The sequence below is a fragment of the Streptomyces sp. NPDC058678 genome (assembly GCF_042714835.1).
Lineage (GTDB): Bacteria > Actinomycetota > Actinomycetes > Streptomycetales > Streptomycetaceae > Streptomyces.
The window spans coordinates 74,721-90,733 of sequence record NZ_JBHXSG010000010.1; the positions used below are offsets into that span (position 1 = coordinate 74,721).

Consider the following 16,013-nt stretch of genomic DNA (forward strand, 5'->3'; position numbering starts at 1 on the left):
TCCCGTACGTACCACATGCAACAGAGCGGAACACTGTTGCACGCCCCTGGAGCTGCCCCATGTCCCTCGCCTACCCGTCCGGTCACGACTACGACGGTGCGCCCGTGCTCGTGGAACCGGAGATCCGGCGGCTGGACGGAGAGGTCCGGGAGGTGTCCGTCCCGCCGATCGTCCCGCCGGTCACGTACGGATCGCTCGCCGACCTGCCCTTCGACAACGCGAACGCGGCGCCGGAGGACCCGGTGCTCAGCCGCCGTACGGAGGAGGGCGGTTGGGCTGACCTGACGTCGGCCGAGTTCGCCGGGGAGGTCCTCGCCCTCGCGAAGGGGATGATCGCGGAAGGACTCGTGCCGGGCGACCGGGTCGCCATCATGGCGCGTACGACGTACGAGTGGACGCTCCTCGACTTCGCCGCCTGGGCCGCCGGCCTCGTCACCGTCCCGATCTACCCGACCTCCTCCGTCTTCCAGACCCGCTGGATCCTCCAGGACTCGGGCGCGGTGGCCCTGGTGACGGAGACGGTCGCGCAGGCCTCGGCACTGGGCCCCGAACTCAGTCACCTCCCCGACCTGCGCCACATGTGGATCCTGGAGAAGAGCCACCTGGAGCGCCTGGCCGAGCTCGGGCAGGAGGTCCCCGACCAGGAAATCGCCGTACGACGAGGGGTGTTGGGCCCCGACACGCTCGCCACCGTCGTCTACACCTCGGGCACCACCGGACGCCCCAAGGGCTGTGCCCTCACGCACGGCAACTTCCTGGCCGAGGTCGACAACGCCATCGAACTCCTGCACCCCGTCTTCAAGTCGAAGACGGCCGGCGAACTCTCCACGCTCCTCTTCCTGCCCATGTCGCACGTCTTCGGCCGCATGGTGGCCGTCGCCTGCGTCCGCGCCCGGGTCCGCCTCGGCCACGCGCCGAGCCTGAAGGCGGAGGACCTGCTCGCCGACCTCGGCAGCTTCAAACCGACGTTCCTGCTGGTCATCCCGTACATGCTGGAAAAGGTCTTCAACAACGCGCGCGCCAAGGCGGAGAGCGGCGGCCGGGTCACTCTCTTCGACCGCGCGACAAGCGTGGCCGGCCGCTACGCCGAGGCGGTCGAGGCCCGCAAGGCCGGTACCGGCAGCGGCCCCGGCCCCGCCCTCAAAGCGGCCCGCGCCTTCTACGACCCCCTCGTCTACCGCCGCATCCGCAACGCCATGGGCGGCCGCATCCGCCACATCATCTCCGGCGGCTCCCCCCTCGGCCGCCCCATCGCGGCCTTCTTCGCGGGCGCGGGCATGGAGATCTACGAGGGCTACGGCCTCACCGAGTCGACCGGCGCCGCCACCGTCACACCGCCCCTCAGACCCCGCCTCGGCACCGTCGGCTGGCCCCTGCCCGGCACCAAGGTCCGCATCGCCGCGGACGGTGAGATCCTCCTCAGCGGCGGCCAGGTCTTCCGCGGCTACTGGGACCCGCACGGCAGCGGCCTGATCCCCTCGTCCCCCGACGGCTGGTTCCCGACGGGCGACATCGGCCGCCTGGACGACGAGGGCTACCTGACGATCACCGGCCGGAAGAAGGAGATCCTGATCACGGCGGGAGGAAAGAACGTGGCCCCGGCGCCGCTCGAGAACTGGCTCCGTTCCCACCCCCTGATCTCCCAGTGCATGGTCCTCGGCGACACCCGGCCGTACATCTCCGCCCTCATCACCCTCGACATGGACGGCGTCAGCCACTGGCGCCGGATGAACGGCAAGCACTCCGTCCCGCCGGAACTCCTCGTGAACGACGACGAGTTGAGAACGGTCCTCCAGCGCGCGGTCGACGAGGCCAACAAGATGGTCTCCCGCCCGGAGTCGATCCGCCGTTTCACGATCCTGCCGAGGGACTTCTCGGAGCAGGCCGGCCACCTGACCCCGTCGATGAAACTGCGCAGGGAAGCGGTCATGAAGGACTTCGCGCAGGAGGTGGAGGGGCTGTACGAGCGGTGAGAGGGCGTCGCGCCCCAAGTCTGTTTCAGGACAAGGGAGTTGCTCCAGCCGCACACCTCTTGACTTCCCAAGGCCCTCGCGCGACATTCCCGTCCTCCCACCTCTTTCATTCGTTCCCGGCGGGCTGGAGTGGCCATGACCACGAGCGCGGACCCTGAGAGACGACACACGGGACCGACCGGACGCCCGTCCCGAAGACACCTGCTCGCAGGCGCCGCGGGTGCCGGCCTCGCCGTCGCGGCCGGGACCCGGCAGGGCGCCCGTGCGGCCGACCTGCCTCTCCTCGGTACGTACGACGTCGTCGTCATCGGGTCCGGCGCCGCCGGGATGACCGCCGCGCTCGCGGCCGCCAAGCGGGGGCTCAGCTGTGTGGTGGTCGAGAAGGCGGACACCTTCGGGGGCTCGGCCGCCCGCTCCGGTGCCGGGATCTGGATCCCCAACAACCCGGTGATCCTCGCCGCCGGCGTTCCCGACACCCCCGCCAAGGCCGCCGCCTACCTGGCCGCCGTCGTCGGGGCCGACGTCCCCGCCGAGCGGCAGCGCGCCTTCCTCGCCCACGGGCCCGCCATGCTCTCCTTCGTCATGGCCAACAGCCCGCTGCGGTTCCGCTGGATGGAGGGGTACAGCGACTACTACCCCGAGCTCCCCGGCGGCCTCCCGAACGGCCGCTCCATCGAGCCCGACCAGCTCGACGGCAACCTCCTCGGCGCCGAACTCGCCCGCCTCAACCCGCCGTACCTGCAGGTCCCGGCCGGCCTGGTGGTCTTCAGCGCCGACTACAAGTGGCTCGCCCTGACCGCGGTGAGCGCGAAGGGCGTCGCCGTCGCCGCCGAGTGCCTGGCCCGGGGCACGAAGGCCGCCGCACTGGGGCAGAAGCCGCTCACCATGGGCCAGTCGCTGGCGGCGGGGCTGCGCCTCGGACTCCGGACCGCCGGGGTGCCGGTCCGGCTCGGCACCCCGCTCACCGAGCTCCTCGTCGAGGGCGGGGCGGTGACCGGCGCCGTGGTCGCCCCGGGCGGCGTCCCGGGGTTGATCCGCGCCCGGCGCGGGGTCGTCGTCGGCTCCGGCGGGTTCGAGCACAACGCGGCGATGCGGGCGCAGTACCAGCAGCAGCCGATCGGCACGGACTGGACCGTCGGCGCCAAGGAGAACACCGGGGACGGAATCCGGGCGGGCCGGAACATAGGCGCCGACCTCGCGCTCATGGACGACGCCTGGTGGGGCCCGGCCATCCCGCTCCCCGGCCAGCCGTACTTCTGCCTCGCCGAACGCACCCTCCCCGGCGGCCTGATGGTCAACGCGGCCGGGCGTCGGTTCGTCAACGAGGCCGCGCCCTACAGCGACGTCGTCCACACCATGTACGAGCGGAACCCGACCGACCCCGACATCCCGGCCTGGCTGATCACCGACCAGAACTACCGCAACCGCTACCTCTTCAAGGACGTGGCGCCGACCTTCCCGTTCCCGGACGACTGGTACACCTCCGGCGCGGCCCACAAGGCCTGGACCCTGGACGCCCTCGCCACCGCCATCGGCGTCCCCGCGGCCGCCCTCCGCGCCACCGTCGACCGCTTCAACTCCCTCGCGGTGAAGGGCGACGACACCGACTTCGGGCGCGGCGACAGCGCCTACGACCACTACTACACGGACCCCGCCGTCCTCCCCGACTCCTGCCTCGCGCCCCTGTGGCTCCCCCCGTACCACGCCTTCCGGATCGTCCCCGGCGACCTCGGCACCAAGGGCGGCCTGCGCACCGACGCCCGGGCCCGCGTCCTGCGCCCCGACGGCTCGGTCATCCCCGGCCTGTACGCCGCCGGGAACGCCAGCGCCGCCGTGATGGGCCGCAGCTACGCGGGCGCGGGCTCGACGATCGGTCCGGCGATGACCTTCGGGTACGTCGCGGCACTGGACCTCGCGGGCGCGCTTTAGGGCCGGCCCGGCGGATCATGCCGCAGACGCGGGGCCCGGCGCCGCCCCGCGGTGTCGTCGCTCGACGCACCCGGCCCCGCTCACGTGCGTCGATGTGGAGCCGCCGATTTCCTGCGGCCTGATCCGCCGGCCGGCCTAGCCGGCGGCCCGCGGCGGCTTCCGGGCGATCAGGGACGCCTGCGGGGTCGGCTCCCCGAGCGCTTCGTCCGGCTCGCGCACCGTCCGCGAGACGAGGGCGAAGCCGGCCGCCGACAGCAGTTCGGCGATGGCCTCCGGCCGCCTGCGCTGGAAGCCCAGCGACACCCGGTGGCCGAAGGGACGGTCGTGGTGCCGGGTCTCGTCGCCGACCTGGAAGGCGACGAGCAGGTGGCCGCCGGGTGCCAGCACGCGGTGGAACTCGGCGAAGAGGCCGGGCAGCCGGTCCACCGGGGTGTGGATGGACGAGTACCAGGACACGACCCCCGCGAGCGCCCCGTCGGCGAGCCCCAGCTCGAGCATCGAGCCCTGCTCGAAACGCAGGCCGGGGTTCTCCCGGCGGGCGATCGCCAGCATCGACTCCGACAGGTCGAGCCCGAACACGGACAGGCCGAGCGAGGCGAGGTGCGCGGTCACGCCCCCGGGCCCGCATCCCAGGTCCGCCACCTCACCGCCGGGTCCGACGAGTTCGGCGAACCCGGCGAGCACGGCCCGGTCCAACGGCGTCTTCGCGAGCACGTCCCGGAAGCGGGTGTGGTAGTCCTCGGCCACGGTGTCGTAGAAGGTGCGGGTGGTGGTCAGGAAATCGGCGTCGGTCATGGGCGGAGACCCTAGTGGCGGCCACTGACAGTCGACTGGCTGTGATGCGGCACAGCTGAGCTGGGTGGGCAAAGGCAGGAGCCCCGTCGCCTTGCGGCGCGGGGCTCCTTGGGTACTGCTGTCGATTCCGGATCAGAGCTTTGGGCTCATGAACTCAGACAGGGGTGACGTTCTCCGCCTGCGGGCCCTTCGGGCCCTGGGTCACGTCGAAGGAAACCTGCTGGTTCTCCTCCAGCGAGCGGAAGCCGCTCGCGTTGATCGCGGAGTAGTGGACGAAGACGTCGGGGCCGCCGCCTTCTTGGGCGATGAAGCCAAAGCCCTTTTCGGCGTTGAACCACTTCACGGTTCCGGTAGCCATAAGCCCTCCTTGGGCCCAAAGGGTTGCCCTGCTCCAGAACCCTGCAAGTGTGAAAACAAAAATGCCGCACAACTGCATACGTCTGAAAACGACTAGAGCCCGCGGTCACATGCTCCGCAGGCTCTGTACTGCAAGGGAAACCAAACTGCAACTTGCGGCGAGCCTAGCATGCAGGCAGCCGAATGCAATAGAGGTCAAGATCACGTCACCCGGACGTTGGAAGGGTCCGTGTCGGGGTTGACAGGAAGGGGTGAAGTGGGGTGTAGGCCACGTCCGAGCCGCACCCGGGCCCTGCACGCTACCCCATGGGGTCTAGTCTCGCGATGTGGACATTTCTCGCACCCGGCCGCGCGTCGGCCACATCCAGTTCCTCAACTGCCTGCCCCTGTACTGGGGGCTCGCGAGAACCGGCACGCTCCTCGACTTCGAGCTGACCAAGGACACCCCGGAGAAGCTCAGCGAGCAGCTGGTGCGGGGAGACCTCGACATCGGGCCCATCACGCTGGTCGAGTTCCTGAAGAACGCGGACGACCTGGTCGCCTTCCCGGACATCGCGGTGGGCTGCGACGGGCCGGTGATGTCCTGCGTGATCGTCTCGAAGGTCCCGCTCGACGAGCTGGACGGCGCCCGGGTCGCGCTCGGCTCGACCTCGCGCACCTCCGTACGCCTGGCCCAGCTCCTCCTGTCGGACCGTTACGGCGTACGGCCCGACTACTACACCTGCCCGCCCGACCTCAGCCTGATGATGCAGGAGGCCGAGGCGGCCGTACTCATCGGAGACGCGGCACTGCGGGCGAACCTGCTCGACGGGCCGAAGTACGGGCTCGAGGTGCACGACCTCGGTGCGCTGTGGAAGGAGTGGACGGGGCTGCCGTTCGTCTTCGCGGTGTGGGCGGCCCGCCGGGACTACCTGGAGCGCGAGCCGGCCATCACCCGCAAGGTGCACCAGGCCTTCCTCGCCTCCCGCAACCTCTCCCTGGAGGAGGTCGGCAAGGTCGCCGAGCAGGCGGCCCGCTGGGAGTCCTTCGACGAAGAGGTCCTGGAGCGCTACTTCACGACCCTCGACTTCCGCTTCGGCGGCCCGCAGCTCTCGGCGGTCGCCGAGTTCGCCCGCCGGGTGGGGCCGACGACCGGTTTCCCCGCGGATGTGAGGGTCGCTCTGCTGCAGCCCTGAGCCCCGGCGGACTTCAGGACTACGCTGCTCAGGACGTGAGGCGTACGGGGGAGGAGTGACGCCATGCAGCCGCTCGGAGTCGACGAACCCACGGTCGTGGGGCCCTACCGGCTGCTCGGCCGGCTCGGCTCCGGCGGTATGGGCCGGGTCTACCTCGGCCGCAGCGCCGGGGGCCGCACGGTCGCGGTGAAGATCGTGCACCCGCACTTCGCCCTGGACGAGGAGTTCCGCGCCCGCTTCCGCCGCGAGGTCGACGCGGCGCGCCGGGTCGGCGGCGCCTGGACCGCGCCGGTCCTGGACGCGGACCCGCAGGCCGCGGTGCCGTGGGTGGCGACCGCCTACGCGGCGGGCCCGTCGTTGTCGGCGGCGGTCGCGGACGGGGGCGCGCTGCCCGCGCATTCGGTACGGGCGCTGGGAGCGGGGCTCGCGGAAGCGCTCACGGCGGTGCACGAACTGGGGCTGGTGCACCGCGACGTGAAGCCGTCGAACGTGCTGCTCACGCTGGACGGCCCACTGCTGATCGACTTCGGTATCGCGCGGGCCACGGACGGTACGGCCTCCCTGACGTCCAGCGGCGTCTCGATCGGCTCGCCCGGATACATGTCGCCCGAGCAGATCCTGGGCAACGGGGCGACCGGAGCGGCGGACGTCTTCTCGCTGGGCGCGGTGCTGGCGTACGCGGCGACCGGGGAGGCGCCCTTCCGCGGCGACTCCTCGGCGGCCCTGCTCTACCGGGTGGTCCACGAGCCGCCCGAACTCGACTCCCTCGACGGCGACCTGCGGCCGCTGGTGGAGGCCTGCCTGGCCAAGGAGCCGAAGGAGCGGCCGACCCCCGCGGAAGTGGCCCGGAAGCTGGCACCGGAGGGCGCTGCGCGACTGGTCGCGGGCGGGTGGCTGCCGGGGGCGCTGGTGGAGCAGGTCAGCCGGGGGGCCGTACGGCTGCTGAACCTGGAGACGGCACAGGAGGTGACGTCCGGGCCGGTGGAGTTCAGCAGGACCTCACAGGCGGCGCCGGTGCTCGGGGAGTTCGGGCCGCCACCGGTCATGAGTCCGGCTCCGGCTGCGGCTCCGGCTGCGGCTGCGGAGAGGACGCCCGCGTCCGTCCCCGGCCCCCGGGACTCGCGCGAGCCCGAGCCGCAGGACGCGGCACCCTCCGACCGTGGTCCCGGCAAGCTCTCCGTCTCCCTTTCCGCTACGGCGGCCCCGGTGGGCACCGGCCGAGGGCGCCGGCTCAGCTGCACGGTGGCTCTCGCTGTCGCGGGGGCGCTGGCGGCGGTGACCGTCGGATCGGTGCTGGTGTTCGACCTGTTGCCGGACAACAACAGCCCCAGTGCCGCGGGGGACTCCGACAGCGGCTCCCACTCCTCGGCGCCGAGCGCGAGCGCCGACAGCGACGAGGTGGCGGTGCCGGTCCGTTACGTCGGTACCTGGGAGGGGCAGGCCGCCGCACTCGACGGCGCGCTTCCCATGGGGACCTTCCGGCTGACCGTCGAGAAGGCCGACGTGGGCGAGAAGCTGGGCACCCTGCGGCACACCGATGTGCTCGGCGGTGTCTGCGACGACGTACTGACCCTGAAGAGGGTGACGAACAGGCAGATCGTGGCGACCGCCGTCGGTGCCGAGTCGAACCGGGGCGTGTGCAGCCAGGCCGCCCACACGGTCCGGATCTCGCCGGTCGGCGACGACCTGCGGTACGACTCGGACAGCGAGGAGTCGGGGCGGCCGCAGGCACGGTTGTCGAAGGTCGAGCGAGGATGACGGGTCTGTCCGGTCTGCCTGATCCGTCCCTTCTGTTGATCGCCTTCGCCGCCGTGTGGGGCGCGGTGACGGGAGCGCTGGTGCCCCGCGCCGCCTACCGGTTCTCGGTGCCCGCGGAGGAGCCCTGGCGGGAGCGGTGTCCCGGGGGGCATCCGATCCGGGGGTGGCTCGGGCGGGCGCGGTGCGGGGAGTGCGCGGGCGGGGCCGTGGCGGCGGGCGACGGGACGGTCGTGACGAAGAGGTCCGCGCAGGGCACGTACGGCCCCCGCGCCCCCGTCCTCGCTCTCGTCACCGCCCTCCTCTGTGCCGGCCTCGCCGCCGCCACCGACACCCGGCCCGAGCTCGCCGTCTGGCTGCTGCTCGCGCCCGTGGGGGTGCTGTTGGCCGTCGTCGACTTCCGGGTGCAGCGACTGCCCGACGTGCTGACGCTGCCGCTGGCCGGCGCGGCGCTGGTGCTGCTCGGGCTGGTCGCGCTGGTGCCCGAGCACGCCGGGAACTGGCCGCACGCCGCGCTGGGCGCGCTCGCGCTCGGCGCCGGTTACCTCGTGCTGTGGCTGGTCAACCCCGGTGGCATGGGCTTCGGCGATGTGAAGCTCGCGCTCGGAACGGGGGCCGTGCTCGGGTGGTACGGCTGGGGGACCGTGCTGCTCGGCACCTTCGCCGGGTTCCTGTCGGGGGCGCTGTACGGCGGTGCGCTCGTGGTGGCGCGGCGGGCCGGGCGCCGGACGGCCATCCCGTTCGGGCCGTTCCTGATCGCGGGCGCGTACCTCGGGCTGCTGATGGGTGCGTACGCGGCCTGAAGTCCCCGGCGGAAATGGGCTGGCGTAGGCTGGTTCGGACCGTCCTCACCCCTTACGAAAGGGACGCCCCCGGTGACCGAGAAGGCCGACCTTCAGTCCGTCCTCGACCGTGCCGCCGAAGGTGGGCGCATCACCCCCGAGGAGGCGCTCCTCCTCTACCGCGACGCCCCGCTGCACGCGCTGGGCGCCGCCGCCGACACCGTACGGCGGCGTAGGTACGCGGGGACCGAGCACATCGCGACGTACATCATCGAGCGCAACATCAACTACACGAACGTGTGCGTCACGGCGTGCAAGTTCTGCGCCTTCTACGCGGCCCCCAAGGACGCGGCCAAGGGCTGGACCCGCGACCTGGACGACATCCTGCGGCGGTGCGCGGAGACCGTCGAGCTCGGCGGGACGCAGATCATGTTCCAGGGCGGTCACCACCCGGACTACGGCGTCGAGTACTACGAGGAGCACTTCTCCGCCATCAAGCAGGCCTTCCCGCAGCTGGTCATCCACAGCCTGGGGGCGAGCGAGGTCGAGCACATGGCGCGGATCTCCAAGGTGAGTGTGGAGGAGGCCATCACGCGGATCCACGCGGCCGGTCTCGACTCCTTCGCCGGCGCCGGTGCCGAGCTGCTGCCCGAGCGTCCGCGCAAGGCGATCGCCCCGCTGAAGGAGTCAGGCGAGCGCTGGCTGGAGATCATGGAGACCGCGCACGGGCTGGGCGTGGAGTCCACCTCCACGATGCTGATGGGAACCGGCGAGACCAACGCCGAGCGCATCGAGCACCTGCGGATGATCCGTGACGTACAGGACCGGACGGGCGGCTTCCGCGCCTTCATCCCGTACACCTACCAGCCCGAGAACAACCACCTGAAGGGCCGCACGCAGGCCACGCTCTTCGAGTACCTGCGGATGATCGCCATCGCACGGCTGTTCATGGACAACATCGCCCACATCCAGGGCTCGTGGCTGACCACCGGCAAGGAGGTCGGCCAACTGTCGCTGCACTACGGGGCCGACGACCTCGGCTCGATCATGCTGGAGGAGAACGTCGTCTCCTCCGCCGGCGCCAAGCACCGCTCCAACCGGATGGAGATCATCGACCTGATCCGCAAGGCGGGGCGGGTCCCGGCCCAGCGGGCGACGACGTACGAGCACCTCGTCGTCCACGACGACCCGGCGAACGACCCCGTCGACGAGCGCGTGATGTCCCACATCTCCTCCACGGCGATCGCGGGCGGCACGGCTCATCCGGAGCTGAAGCTGCTGGCGTCCAACTAGGGCCCCAGTGCTGACGATCCACACCGCCGATCTCCTGGTCTTCGGGGACCGGCGGCCCTCCGTGCCGGACGGCGCGGTGCTGGTGGACGGCCGCGTGATCGCGGCCGTCGGCCCGTACGAGGAACTGGCCGCCGCTCGTCCGACCGCCCGGGTGCGGCGCTGGCCGGGGCTGCTCACGCCGGGACTGCTGAATCCGTACGGGCCCGAGCTGCTGGAGCTGGCCTACCATCCCGATCCGCGCGAGGCCGACGAGCTGGGCGTCGAGCCGCTGACCGGGGACGCGCTCGCGGCGCTCGTCGAGACCGGCGCCCTGACCGACGCCCGCCGTGGGGCGAGCGCGCGGCGCGGGGTGCAGCGCATGCTCGCGCACGGGACCGTCGCGGTGGCGGGGGACCTGTGGCGGCCCGCGGTGGTCGACGCCGTGCACCGGGCGGGGGTGAGCGTCGAGCAGCGCTTCGCGCCACCGGCGGGTCCGCCTTCGCTCGACCCGCTGGCCGGGCGGAAACTCGCCGAGGCGATCCTCACGCCGTTGTCACCGCTCGCCGGGGCGGACGCGACCTTCGCCGTCTTCGACGTCCCGGACGAGGCCGCGCTCACCGAACGCGGAGCCGTCACCTGCGTGGCGACGGTCGTCGGCGGACGCCTGGTGCACCGGCGCAGATAGCGCCCGCTCAGCCCGCTCGGCCCGCGAACGCCCTGGCGAACGCCCCCGAGCTCTGCTCCACCCCACTGCAGTCGGTCAACGCGTCGTTCCGCTCGGCGTTGTCGTCCTCGCACTGCTGGTCCCGGAACGTCGACCACATCGACACCCAGGCGATCTCCTTCTCCTCCGCGAACGACCGCACCTGGGCGGCGTCGGAGAGCGTGAACGTCTCGTTGGGCACGTCGTTGACGCCGATCATCGACGTCAGCGCCATGCCCTGCCAGGCGGCCGCGTCCGCGAGTCCGAACACGTCCTTGAGCTGGCCGTGGGCGGCCCTCGCGGAGGTGAGTGCGTAGTCGCCCATGTCACCCCCGTACGACTCGCCGTAGTTCATCGTCATGAGGTTGACGGTGGAGACCTGTACGTCGTGCTCGTTGGCCGACCGCAGGAGGGCGAGGCTGTCGTCGTCGAGGCCGGACGGCATGACCGGGAGCGTGAAGGAGACCTGGAGGTCGGTGCGTTCCTCCTGCAACGCCGCGATCGCCTCGGAGCGCAGGGCGACCGAGTCGGCGTCGGTGAGTTCGTCGCCCTCGATGTCGAAGTCGGCCTGGGCCGAGCCGGCCGCGTCCAGCGCCTTGCCGTACGCCTCGGCCAGTTCGGACGCGCTGTCGCAGGTCGCCGCCAGTTCCTTGCCGGAGGCGCCGCCGAACGAGACGCGGACCGTGGCGCCGTCCTTCTTGAGCTGCGATGTCCGGGACTTCACCGCCGCGTCGCCGATGGCGTCCGTCCCGTTCCACTTCGGCGTGCAGTCGCTGCCGCCGGAGATCACGAAGGCCAGGTTGTACGTCGCCGGGGAACCCACCGAGTCGTTGCCGGAGGCGGTCGTGGCGCTCACGTAGGGGGCGTACGCGGTGCTCGACCCGGCCTCCTCGGTGGCGGAGGCAGTGGGGGACGCGCCCGACCGTTCCGGTGCGGCGGGCGCCGCGTCCGAGGTGTCGTCGGATCCCGCGGAGCACCCCGCGGTGGCCAGGGCAAACAGGCAGGTGAGCCCGGCCGCCGGCTTCAGCAAACTCCGCATTGAGTGGGCTCCCGCTCTCGTGACTTCTGTCTCAGGACGGAAACAAGGCGCGTTTCCGGAGTGGAAATGTCTCACACGGAGCTGAGCTTCGGGCGGACACGGAACCGCACAGGCGCTTCACGGGCAGAGATGGTCAAAGGGTGCTTGACGGACACGTAATTCGGGCATTCAACTCCTTTCTTTCCGGTCTGAGTTGCGCAGCCGTTCCGGGAATCTCTCAGGGAAAGGACAGGTTTCCGGGTCTCTCATGGTTCTCTCACAAGCAAGTCCGAGTTTAGAACACATAAAGGCCTCCTAATGTCCGGGGAATGCATTCCGAGCCTGCCATCGATAACCGCGCCGCTGTCGCACCTGCCGCCGCTGTGCGCGGTCGCCGCCGCAAACGCGGCAACGGGTCCGAAGAGGGTCCCGTGTTCGTTGACAACTCCGGACGCCGGTCCAAGCTGCTGCGCCGGATCGGCCTCCTGGTCGGTGTCGTCTGCTTCGGGTACGCCGTCGTACTGGGCATGGCCTTCATGGGCATCGGCACCTCGATCAACCCGTCCTCGCTGGTGCCCTTCGGCGGAGGAGGCGGCGGCGCCGGGCCGGGCGGCCAGGGCGGCAACGGCCCCGCCGGTTACGCCCCGCAGGGCGGCCTCGGCAACGGCGTTCAGCCCGGCGGCACGCCGTCCGCGCCGCCCACGAGCACGGCCACCGCCACGGCCACCCCCACCACCACGAACTGACCGGGACGCAGCCATGACTTCGACGACGCCCTCACGCGGCCGCCGGCGTGCCCCCTCCCGCATCGAACGGGCGGCGGGCAAGGCCGCGGCGCTGCAGAAACCGCGGGTCATCCTCGCCCTGCTGCTCCTGCTCGCACTGACCAGCATCATGCTGCTCGACGGCTATCTGCGCGCCGAGGTCGGCGGCGACCAGCGCGTGCGCGACGGGGCCAGCGCCAGCAAGGTGCCGGACAAGATCCTCAACGGCGGGCCCATCGTCAGCTTCCGGGGTGGACAGGCCACCACGCTGTCCGTGCCGGACAAGACGATCGCGCTCACCTTCGACGACGGCCCGAACCCGGCGTACACGCCCCGGGTCCTGGAGATCCTGGAGAAGTACGACATCCCCGCCACGTTCTTCGTGGTCGGCTCGATGGTCTCGCGCTACCCCGGCATCGTGAAGGACATGGTCGAGCAGGGCAACGAGGTGGGGATCCACACCTTCACCCACGTCGACCTCTCCTACCAGAGCGACGCCCGCATCCGGCGCGAGATGGAGCAGACGCAGCTGGCGCTCGCGGGCGCGGCCGGCATCACGACCACGCTGTTCCGGGCGCCGTACTCCTCGGAGACGGACGCCATCGACAACTACAGCTGGCCCGTCTACAAGGCGCTCGGCGCGGACGGCTACACCAGCGTCTTCGTCGACACCGACAGCGACGACTGGAAGAAGCCGGGCGTCTCGAAGATCGTCAAGTGGGCCACGCCATCGGGGACGGACGGGGCGTCGGTGCTGATGCACGACGCGGGCGGCGAGCGCGAACAGACGATCAAGGCGCTGCCGACGTACATCGAGAAGATGCAGGCGAAGGGGTACACCTTCACCACCATCAGCGGTGTCATGGAACAGCAGAACGGGGGCGCCGCGGGGGCCGCCGGGACTCCGGCCGCGTCGAGGGCTTCGGAGGCTTCGGGGACTGCGGGCGCTTCGGAGGCGGCCGGTTCCGAGCAGCCCGGCGGGGTGCCGAACGGGCAGACGGAGGGCCAGGCCGGACCCCGGGGCTCGGCCGCGGACCGGCTCCAGGCCGCCCACCGCGAGGCCACCGGCGCGACCCTCTACGAGGGCAAGGCCCTCATCGTGGCGGTCGCCGTCGCCGAGTGGACCGTGCCGACGCTGTCCGTCGGACTGGTCGTCGTGGGCGTGGCCGTCATCGGCCGCTTCGGCATGATGCTGATCCTGGCCCGCAGCCACTACCGGCAGCGCAACAAACGCCGCTTCAGCTGGGGAGCGCCGGTCACCCGCCCGGTGAGCGTGATCGTCCCGGCGTACAACGAGAAGGAGTGCATCGCCAACACCCTCGAGTCGCTGGCGCAGAGCACCCATCCCATCGAGGTCATCGTCGTGGACGACGGCTCGACGGACGGCACCTCCGAGATCGCGCGCAGCGCGGCCGAGTCGCTCGGCATGAGCAACGTCCGGGTCATCCGCCAGGAGAACGCGGGCAAACCGGCCGCCCTCAACAACGGTGTGCGCAGCGCCAGTCACGACATCGTCGTGATGATGGACGGCGACACGGTCTTCGAGGCCGACACCGTACGACAGCTCGTGCAGCCGTTCGCCGACCCCGAGGTGGGCGCGGTCGCCGGCAACGCCAAGGTCGGCAACCGCGACACGGTCATCGGCGCCTGGCAGCACATCGAGTACGTGATGGGCTTCAACCTCGACCGCCGCATGTACGACCTGCTGCGCTGCATGCCGACCATCCCCGGCGCCATCGGCGCCTTCCGCCGCGAGGCGGTCCTCCAGGTCGGCGGCATGAGCGAGGACACCCTCGCCGAGGACACCGACATCACCATCGCCATGCACCGCGAGGGCTGGCGGGTCGTCTACCAGGAGCACGCACGCGCCTGGACCGAGGCACCGGGTTCCCTGAAGCAGCTGTGGTCGCAGCGCTACCGCTGGTCCTACGGCACGATGCAGGCGCTCTGGAAGCACCGCAAGTCCCTCACCGACAAGGGCCCCTCGGGCCGCTTCGGCCGGGTCGGCATGCCGCTGGTGGTCATCTTCCAGATCGTCACGCCGGTCTTCGCCCCGCTCATCGACGTGTTCACCGTCTACTCGATGATCTTCGTCGACTTCCAGGCGGCGCTGCTGGCCTGGTTCGCGGTGCTGGGCGTCCAGCTGTTCTGCGCGGGGTACGCCTTCCGCCTCGACCGCGAGAAGTGCCGCTACCTGCTGATGATGCCGCTGCAACAGCTGGCCTACCGCCAGATGATGTACCTCGTCCTCATCCACTCCTGCATCACCGCCCTCACCGGTGGCCGCCTGCGCTGGCAGAAGCTGAAGCGGACCGGTGAGGTCGGGACCCCGGCGGGGGCGAGCTGATGGGCGCGCACAGCAAGGGCGCGGTGCGGGCGGTTCCGGTCGCGGACACGGCCCCGCTGCCGCGGGTCGATTCCGCCGCCCGGCCGGGGGCGGCCGGCCGCGACCGCTACTTCGACACCCTGCGGGCCGTCGCCCTGATCCGCGTCGTCACCTACCACACCTTCGGATTGGCCTGGTGCGGTCTGGTCTTCCCCTCCATGGGGATCATGTTCGGTCTGGCCGGCACGCTGATGGCGAAGTCCCTGGAGCGCCCCGCGTTCCAGGTGGTGAGGAGCCGGCTGCGCCGCCTCCTGCCCCCGTTCTGGTTCTGGGGCCTCTTCGTGGTCGTCGCGATGCTGGTCCACGGCTGGATGCCGGGATGGCAGATCGTCTACTGGATCGTCCCGCTCGGCGACCCGCCGGGCAACGAGTGGGGTGTACAGGCCTGGGAGATCCTCTGGTACCTGCGCACGTACCTGTGGTTCGTCCTGCTCTCCCCGCTCCTGCTGAAGGTCTTCCGGCTCGCCCCCGTCCCGGTGCTGCTGCTGTCCCTGTGCCCGATCCTGGTCCTGACCTTCGGGTGGGCCGGTCCGGACAACCGGTTCGGCAGCGCGCTGTGGGACCTGTCGACGTACCTCTTCTGCTGGATCCTCGGCTTCGCCCACCGCGACGGCGTACTGCAGCGGATGAAGCCGGCCGTGGTCGTCGCCCTGTCGCTCGCCGCGCTGGGGTACGGCGGCTGGTACGCCCTCGGCCACCAGGCCGAGTTCGGCACGTACGACCTCGACGAGATCCCCCTCGCGCAGGCCTTCTGGTCGGCCGGTTTCGTGCTGCTCCTGATGTGGGCCAAGGCCCGCTTCCGGATCGACTTCGCCGGGCTGACCCGCCTCCGGCGGCTGGACAGGGTCGTGACCGTCTTCAACGCGCGCGCGGTGACGATCTATCTCTGGCACGAGATCGCGCTGATCCTGGCGGTCCCGCTGATCGACCAGTTCTGGAAGGTGCCGGCGTTCGAGACGTACCTGCCGCTGGAGAGCCAGTGGTTCATGTTCGGCGTCGGCTGGGTCCTGATCGCGGGGTTCGTCCTGTTGTGCGGATGGGTGGAGGACGTGGCGGCGAGGAAGAAGGCGCGACTGCTCCCCTGAGCGGGCGCGGGGGGACGTA

13 protein-coding genes are annotated in these 16,013 nt (G+C 71.0%); 10 read left to right on the top strand and 3 right to left on the bottom strand.

The genetic code is table 11. The features are described 5' to 3' along the window. The first annotated feature begins 59 nt into the window (after positions 1–59). A complete protein-coding gene (locus ACFWWR_RS12580) occupies positions 60–1,973 on the top strand; it encodes an AMP-dependent synthetase/ligase (protein WP_383867732.1) in 1,914 nt (637 codons plus the stop codon). 135 nt (positions 1,974–2,108) lie between these two features. Continuing rightward, the gene (kstD, locus tag ACFWWR_RS12585) at positions 2,109–3,902 is read left to right on the top strand and encodes a 3-oxosteroid 1-dehydrogenase (RefSeq protein ID WP_383867730.1); all 1,794 of its coding nucleotides are present in this window, start codon (positions 2,109–2,111) and stop codon (positions 3,900–3,902) included. Positions 3,903–4,037: 135 nt separating this feature from the next. Here kstD and ACFWWR_RS12590 read toward each other — a convergent pair whose 3' ends face one another. Then, on the bottom strand, positions 4,038–4,697 hold the full coding sequence (locus ACFWWR_RS12590) for a methyltransferase domain-containing protein (protein ID WP_383867728.1): 660 nt from the start codon (positions 4,695–4,697) through the stop codon (positions 4,038–4,040). 154 nt (positions 4,698–4,851) lie between these two features. Continuing rightward, entirely contained in the window at positions 4,852–5,055 is a 204-nt protein-coding gene (locus ACFWWR_RS12595; RefSeq protein ID WP_003992177.1) for a cold-shock protein, read from the bottom strand. Between the two features lie 325 nt (positions 5,056–5,380). Here ACFWWR_RS12595 and ACFWWR_RS12600 point away from each other — a divergent pair, with 325 nt between their 5' ends. The 5 genes from ACFWWR_RS12600 (at position 5,381) to ACFWWR_RS12620 (ending at position 10,723) form a co-directional block, all read left to right on the top strand. Next, positions 5,381–6,229 carry a menaquinone biosynthetic enzyme MqnA/MqnD family protein gene (locus ACFWWR_RS12600; protein ID WP_383867726.1) on the top strand — a complete coding sequence of 283 codons (849 nt, stop codon included), beginning with the start codon at positions 5,381–5,383 and terminating at the stop codon, positions 6,227–6,229. Between the two features lie 63 nt (positions 6,230–6,292). Continuing rightward, positions 6,293–7,987 (top strand): serine/threonine-protein kinase, encoded by a 1,695-nt coding sequence (locus ACFWWR_RS12605; protein ID WP_383867724.1) that lies wholly within the window; start codon positions 6,293–6,295, stop codon positions 7,985–7,987. Further along, complete coding sequence (locus ACFWWR_RS12610; RefSeq protein ID WP_383867722.1) at positions 7,984–8,787, top strand: prepilin peptidase; 804 nt, start codon at positions 7,984–7,986, stop codon at positions 8,785–8,787. The genes ACFWWR_RS12605 and ACFWWR_RS12610 overlap by 4 nt, the downstream gene beginning before the upstream one ends. Before the next feature lie 72 nt (positions 8,788–8,859). Next, on the top strand, positions 8,860–10,059 hold the full coding sequence (gene mqnC, locus ACFWWR_RS12615; RefSeq protein ID WP_383867721.1) for a cyclic dehypoxanthinyl futalosine synthase: 1,200 nt from the start codon (positions 8,860–8,862) through the stop codon (positions 10,057–10,059). Positions 10,060–10,066: 7 nt separating this feature from the next. Then, the gene (locus ACFWWR_RS12620) at positions 10,067–10,723 is read left to right on the top strand and encodes a hypothetical protein (RefSeq protein WP_383867719.1); all 657 of its coding nucleotides are present in this window, start codon (positions 10,067–10,069) and stop codon (positions 10,721–10,723) included. A 7-nt stretch (positions 10,724–10,730) separates the two neighbouring features. Here the strand turns inward: ACFWWR_RS12620 and ACFWWR_RS12625 are convergent, their stop codons facing one another. Next, positions 10,731–11,780 carry a chitinase gene (locus tag ACFWWR_RS12625; protein ID WP_384303157.1) on the bottom strand — a complete coding sequence of 350 codons (1,050 nt, stop codon included), beginning with the start codon at positions 11,778–11,780 and terminating at the stop codon, positions 10,731–10,733. 410 nt (positions 11,781–12,190) lie between these two features. On the opposite strand from ACFWWR_RS12625, the gene ACFWWR_RS12630 reads away from it, so the two are divergent. From ACFWWR_RS12630 to ACFWWR_RS12640, 3 genes are read left to right on the top strand one after another with little or no spacing between them, the layout of a single operon-like run. Continuing rightward, positions 12,191–12,505, top strand: a complete 315-nt coding sequence (locus ACFWWR_RS12630; protein WP_383867715.1) for a hypothetical protein — start codon at positions 12,191–12,193, stop codon at positions 12,503–12,505. Positions 12,506–12,518: 13 nt separating this feature from the next. Then, entirely contained in the window at positions 12,519–14,870 is a 2,352-nt protein-coding gene (locus ACFWWR_RS12635; protein ID WP_383867713.1) for a bifunctional polysaccharide deacetylase/glycosyltransferase family 2 protein, read from the top strand. Next, positions 14,870–15,994: an acyltransferase gene (locus ACFWWR_RS12640; RefSeq protein WP_384303159.1), complete on the top strand. Its 1,125-nt coding sequence runs from the start codon at positions 14,870–14,872 to the stop codon at positions 15,992–15,994. Before ACFWWR_RS12635 ends, ACFWWR_RS12640 begins: the two co-directional genes overlap by 1 nt. The last annotated feature ends 19 nt before the right edge of the window (positions 15,995–16,013 follow it).

Coding starts and splice junctions, on each gene's coding strand:
- ACFWWR_RS12635 (WP_383867713.1), top strand. CDS start 12,519: ATGACTTCGACGACGCCCTCACGCGGCCGCCGGCGTGCCCCCTCCCGC.
- kstD (WP_383867730.1), top strand. CDS start 2,109: ATGACCACGAGCGCGGACCCTGAGAGACGACACACGGGACCGACCGGA.
- ACFWWR_RS12610 (WP_383867722.1), top strand. CDS start 7,984: ATGACGGGTCTGTCCGGTCTGCCTGATCCGTCCCTTCTGTTGATCGCC.
- ACFWWR_RS12605 (WP_383867724.1), top strand. CDS start 6,293: ATGCAGCCGCTCGGAGTCGACGAACCCACGGTCGTGGGGCCCTACCGG.
- ACFWWR_RS12590 (WP_383867728.1), bottom strand. CDS start 4,697: ATGACCGACGCCGATTTCCTGACCACCACCCGCACCTTCTACGACACC.
- ACFWWR_RS12640 (WP_384303159.1), top strand. CDS start 14,870: ATGGGCGCGCACAGCAAGGGCGCGGTGCGGGCGGTTCCGGTCGCGGAC.
- ACFWWR_RS12595 (WP_003992177.1), bottom strand. CDS start 5,055: ATGGCTACCGGAACCGTGAAGTGGTTCAACGCCGAAAAGGGCTTTGGC.
- ACFWWR_RS12625 (WP_384303157.1), bottom strand. CDS start 11,780: ATGCGGAGTTTGCTGAAGCCGGCGGCCGGGCTCACCTGCCTGTTTGCC.
- ACFWWR_RS12580 (WP_383867732.1), top strand. CDS start 60: ATGTCCCTCGCCTACCCGTCCGGTCACGACTACGACGGTGCGCCCGTG.